Origin of the sequence: Crocosphaera watsonii WH 8501 (assembly GCF_000167195.1) — a bacterium.
GTDB lineage: Bacteria > Cyanobacteriota > Cyanobacteriia > Cyanobacteriales > Microcystaceae > Crocosphaera > Crocosphaera watsonii.
The window spans coordinates 1-4452 of the sequence record NZ_AADV02000246.1; the positions used below are offsets into that span (position 1 = coordinate 1).

Annotated in this window: 4 protein-coding genes and 2 pseudogenes; 3 read left to right on the forward strand and 3 right to left on the reverse strand. The window is 32.8% G+C overall.

Annotation, left to right across the window (positions count from 1 at the left end; all coding sequences use genetic code 11):
* Positions 1-29: 29 nt before the first annotated feature.
* The 3 genes from CWATDRAFT_RS40795 (at position 30) to CWATDRAFT_RS29950 (ending at position 2621) form a co-directional block, all read left to right on the forward strand.
* Complete coding sequence (locus CWATDRAFT_RS40795; RefSeq protein WP_007308473.1) at positions 30-347, forward strand: hypothetical protein; 318 nt, start codon at positions 30-32, stop codon at positions 345-347.
* 44 nt (positions 348-391) lie between these two features.
* Entirely contained in the window at positions 392-868 is a 477-nt protein-coding gene (locus tag CWATDRAFT_RS40800; protein WP_007308474.1) for a hypothetical protein, read from the forward strand.
* Positions 869-1094: 226 nt separating this feature from the next.
* A complete protein-coding gene (locus tag CWATDRAFT_RS29950) occupies positions 1095-2621 on the forward strand; it encodes an IS5-like element ISCwa2 family transposase (protein ID WP_007308475.1) in 1527 nt (508 codons plus the stop codon).
* A 27-nt stretch (positions 2622-2648) separates the two neighbouring features.
* Here the strand turns inward: CWATDRAFT_RS29950 and CWATDRAFT_RS29955 are convergent, their stop codons facing one another.
* The 3 genes and pseudogenes from CWATDRAFT_RS29955 to CWATDRAFT_RS29960 all read right to left on the reverse strand — a co-directional run.
* Positions 2649-3215 carry a 5-formyltetrahydrofolate cyclo-ligase gene (locus tag CWATDRAFT_RS29955; RefSeq protein ID WP_007308476.1) on the reverse strand — a complete coding sequence of 189 codons (567 nt, stop codon included), beginning with the start codon at positions 3213-3215 and terminating at the stop codon, positions 2649-2651.
* A 16-nt stretch (positions 3216-3231) separates the two neighbouring features.
* Positions 3232-3384 (reverse strand): annotated as a pseudogene (locus CWATDRAFT_RS40805) (DNA phosphorothioation-associated protein 4); the annotation flags it as partial.
* Positions 3385-3626: 242 nt separating this feature from the next.
* A pseudogene (locus CWATDRAFT_RS29960) lies at positions 3627-4313 on the reverse strand (IS1634 family transposase); the annotation flags it as partial.
* Positions 4314-4452 lie beyond the last annotated feature (139 nt).

Below are 4452 nucleotides of genomic sequence, written 5' to 3' on the forward strand. Positions count from 1 at the left end.
GTGGTACCCATGGAAGATAAAATGTTTTCATGGTTGCTGTTATCTGGAAAAAGCTGGCTTTACCCATCTATTGGACACTTTTAGGGAAAAGAGGAGCCAGCAGATTATCTGAACAACAGGCATTAATTCAACCTGTTCTTTGTCTTCTAAAAAACTATGAGTTAGTCATTCTTGGAGACCGAGAATTCCACAGTGTTAAATTAGCCTATTGGTTGAAACAAAAAAGTAAAAAACAAAAGTTATTCTTCGCTTTTCGTCAGAAACAAGGTACAAACCAGAAAAAAGATGATGAAGATTATCAAACTTTTTCGCAGTTAGGAATGAAACCTGGGATGAAGATGTTTTAACTGGGGTTTCAGTCACTAAAAATAAAGGGTTTGGAAACTTTAATGTGGGAGCATATTGGAAAAGAAAATACAAGGGCAAACAGGAAAAAGAGCCTTTGTTTATTCTTACCAACTTAGACAGTTTATCAGAGGTCTTGAAAGTCTATCGAGCCAGGGCAGGTATTGAAGCTATGTTCAAGGATTGTAAGACAGGGGGTTATAATTTGGAGGGAAGTAAAGCCAATAATAAACGACTAAATTCCTTGATTTTATTAATAGCGATCGCTTACACTGCTACTTCTTTAAAAGGCAAAACATTTCGACAAACCAATCAAGGAAAATATATTGCTCGTCTAACTGAAAAATCAAGACGTGACCGAAGACATAGTAATTTTTGGATAGGACTTTATGGCTCTCTTTGGATTCACGCTTGGGAATTTTGCTCTGATTTTATTTCAATTATGATGAGCAATAATCCCCAGAAACTCAACAATTATAAAAAAGGGTTACAAGCCATGTCCATAATAGATAAGACGGCTTAATTCCCCTATTTTATCTTAACATAAAATAACCAGTGGAAGATGATTTATTTTAGATGTAACTATCCAAAATAAACCAATTTTTATTATTTAGGGTTTGCTGAATAAAAGCAAAACCCTATTCTTTAAAAGGTTACACCCATATTCGCGATCGCAAAAAAGATCAGCTTTGTCGGCTACAAACCGCTATAATTGGTAGAAACACCTCCCAGTTGTTGGTCAAGAACAAATGTATCGAAAAGAGGAGCAACCTTTACCGCCCCCAGAAAAATTTGAATTACCTTTCGAGGGCAAATTGTCCCCCAATAATCGTTGGGTAATCATGGCAGAGTTGATACCTTGGGATGATTTTGAGGAAGAATATGCTAAACTTTTTTCAGCAGAAAAAGGTGCGCCAGCCAAACTATTTAGAATGGCATTAGGGACATTAATTATTAAGGAAAAATTAGGAACAAGTGATAGAGAAACTATAGAACAGATTAGAGAAAATCCCTATCTACAATACTTTATAGGTTTAAATTGTTATCAACAAGAGCCACCACTGGAATCTTCAATGCTAGTTCATTTTAGGAAAAGAATTGATGGAGAATTGATAAACAAAATCAATAAAAAAATAGTAAAAAGAGAAATAGACAAGAGTGATAAAGAAGTAAAAAAAAAGGATTGTCTCCAAGAAAAAGGAGAAAAAATAAAAAATAAAGGTAAACTAATTTTAGATGCGACTTGTGCGCCAGCAGACATCAAATACCCAACGGATTTAGGCATATTAAATCAAGCCAGAATTGAGACAGAAAGAATAATAGATAATCTTTATAAACCATTAAGAGTAAAATTGAGAAAAAAGCCGAGAACTTCTAGAAAAATTGCTAGAAAGGAATACTTAAAAGTAGCTAAAAAACGAAAAGTATCTTATCAAGAAAGAAGAAAAGCTATCGGGAAACAGTTAAAATACCTTAAGAAAAATTTAGGAAATATAGAAGACTTAATTCAAGCTGGGGCTTCCCTGGAAAATCTGAGTAAAAGACAGAAAAATTGTCTAGAGACTATCAAAAAAGTTTATGAACAACAACAGTCAATGTGGGAGAATAAGACCCAGAGTGTTCCTCAAAGAATTGTAAGTTTAACTCAACCGCATATTCGTCCAATAGTGAGGGGAAAAGCAGGAAAACCAATAGAGTTTGGAGCTAAACTCTCAGTAAGCTGTGTAGATAACTATGTGTTTCTAGACAAAATAAGTTTGGAAAACTTCAATGAATCTTGTCATTTAAAAGAACAAGTAGAAAAGTATAAAGAAACGTTTGGCTATTATCCCGAATCCGTCCATGTAGATAAAATTTATCGAACTAGGGAAAACAGAAATTGGTGTAAGGAAAGAGGGATAAGAATCAGTGGTCCGAAGTTAGGAAGACCTCCGAAAAATGTCAGTGAAGAAGAAAAGAAACAAGCCCACTCCGATGAATGCTTCCGTAATGCTATTGAGGGAAAGTTTGGACAAGCTAAACGAAGATTTAGCCTAAATCTCGTGATGACAAAACTCCCTGAAACCTCCATTACATCTATTGCTATTACATTTTTAGTTGTCAATCTTTCTAAACTTCTGAGGCAGTTTTTGTCGCTTTTTTTGTCCTTATTTACTAATAATAGAACAGGGGAACTCATCAAACCGCCTTTCATTAATTTTGATTATACTTTGAACAATTTTTATGTACTAAAACTTATTGATTTGTCAGAAAATTCTTGGTCAAAAGTGGCATAAATTTTGGAGAAACTTTTTCAGCAAACCCTAAGTATATATGCTCAAAACATCTTTGTCTGTACAAATTGCCTTTAATTTTTGGTCCCAGTGTTCATAAGGAAGTTGAGAGAAAAGGGCAAATTCAAAGATAATACCAATGGTAGGAATAGAATGCCATTGAGGAGAATTTAAGAGGCGATCGTAGAACCCTCCACCATAGCCTAATCGGTATCCATTATAATCACAAGCAACGGCAGGGATCAAGATTAAATCAACGTTTTCAGGTTTGATAACTGGTGCGTTTGGTGAAGGTTCTAAAATGCCATATTTACCCGTTAATAAGGGTTCTTTGGGTTGCCAAGAATGCCAAATTAAAGACTTATTTACGCAGCGAGGAAACCCCCAATTATGGTTAGTTGAAAATAGAGTAGTTAGATCTGGTTCTTGACGGATGGAAAAGTAAGCTAAAATAGTTTTTGCTTCTTGGAACAATAAATGATTCTCTAAATTTTTACATATTTTTTTGCTTTTTTCTTGCCAGTCTGTTGCTGATAGACTAGCTCTTTTTGTTATAATTTCTGTTCTTAGTTGTTTTTTTTTTTCCTTTATATTCATTATTATTTTTTCTTGCTTAGAGAAATCGAGTTAGATCAAATTCTTCTTCCGAATCATTTTTAGGAAATCTTTCTAAGTTTAATAATAATAGTAAGTGTTCCGAGTAGTCAACAATTCCTTTTAAATCTTCTTGAAGTTGTTCTAATCCACCGTTAGCATATTCTTCAAACCCAGATTCCGCACTTCAAAATGTAGTATAAAAAAATACATAGTTTTAAAAAGTCCGAAAATCATACCTGGGCAAGAATATTTCTCTTTTCATTAAATTTTTAGGAAAAATAATCAAATCAAGAAGATTTATACTCATTGAAAACTTAGCAAGACTCAGCACAAACGAAGGAGAGTTTCCTCTTCTCATTTGATATCATTAGACTCTTATTCTTTTATTATTTTTGCTTTATCCAATTCAATTTATAGATAATATCTTTGACAAGATGCAGGTAATAAACTCAATATAAAACGCCTTTCTTCTGTTAAATTGACAATTTGTTTAACTCCGTTTAAAATCACATAATGAATACCTTGAAAACATTGAAATATCCACCTCAAAGTCGGACGCAATGTTACTTTCCCTACTTGATTATTTATTCCTTTTTTGACTCTTTTTAAACAATTTCTTAATTCTCTTTGCCCCAAGTTATAAATCAACAAACACAAAGACATTAAAAATAACATTGTTTCTATTCTTTCTGGTTTTTCAACGAAGAAACTATCAGTAAAAAATAAGGGATCTTTCAAAAATCGAAATCCTCTTTCCGTAGATTGCTGGTTTTTATAAGTTATCAGAATTTCACTAGCTTCTAATTTATTTTCCTCTACTAAGTTAGTTGCTAAAATAAATTTTCCTGCTTCTTTAGTCTTTCTACTTATCTCTTCATCTTTTTTGATGATCAGACTAATCATTTTATAAATCTTTCCCTTTTTTTTCGAGTAAGTTTCAATCAGTTCAACTTCTTTTATTTCCNNACATCTCAATTTTTTATTAATAGCTTTTTAATTATATCGAGCAGCTTGAGGATGTTCAAATTCTTCAAAATGTATTTCTTTNAGAAATTTTTGGGATTTCTTCTCTTTCTGGGAAAGTGTTTTTCTAGTTTTTCAAATCACTTTCTGTCTTTTTTCCTCAAGATATTAACCAGTTTGCTGATTCACCAAAGTACATTTCTTCTTCAGGAAAACTTCAAATAAGNACATCCTTTTCTAACTCACCTTACTCTCCACCCCAATTTGCCAATCT

What these genes read in the sequence shown, in the direction of transcription:
- CWATDRAFT_RS29955 (WP_007308476.1), bottom strand. Translation starts at nt 3,215, where the DNA reads ATGAATATAAAGGAAAAAAAAAAACAACTAAGAACAGAAATTATAACA.
- CWATDRAFT_RS40795 (WP_007308473.1), top strand. Translation starts at nt 30, where the DNA reads ATGGTTGCTGTTATCTGGAAAAAGCTGGCTTTACCCATCTATTGGACA.
- CWATDRAFT_RS29950 (WP_007308475.1), top strand. Translation starts at nt 1,095, where the DNA reads ATGTATCGAAAAGAGGAGCAACCTTTACCGCCCCCAGAAAAATTTGAA.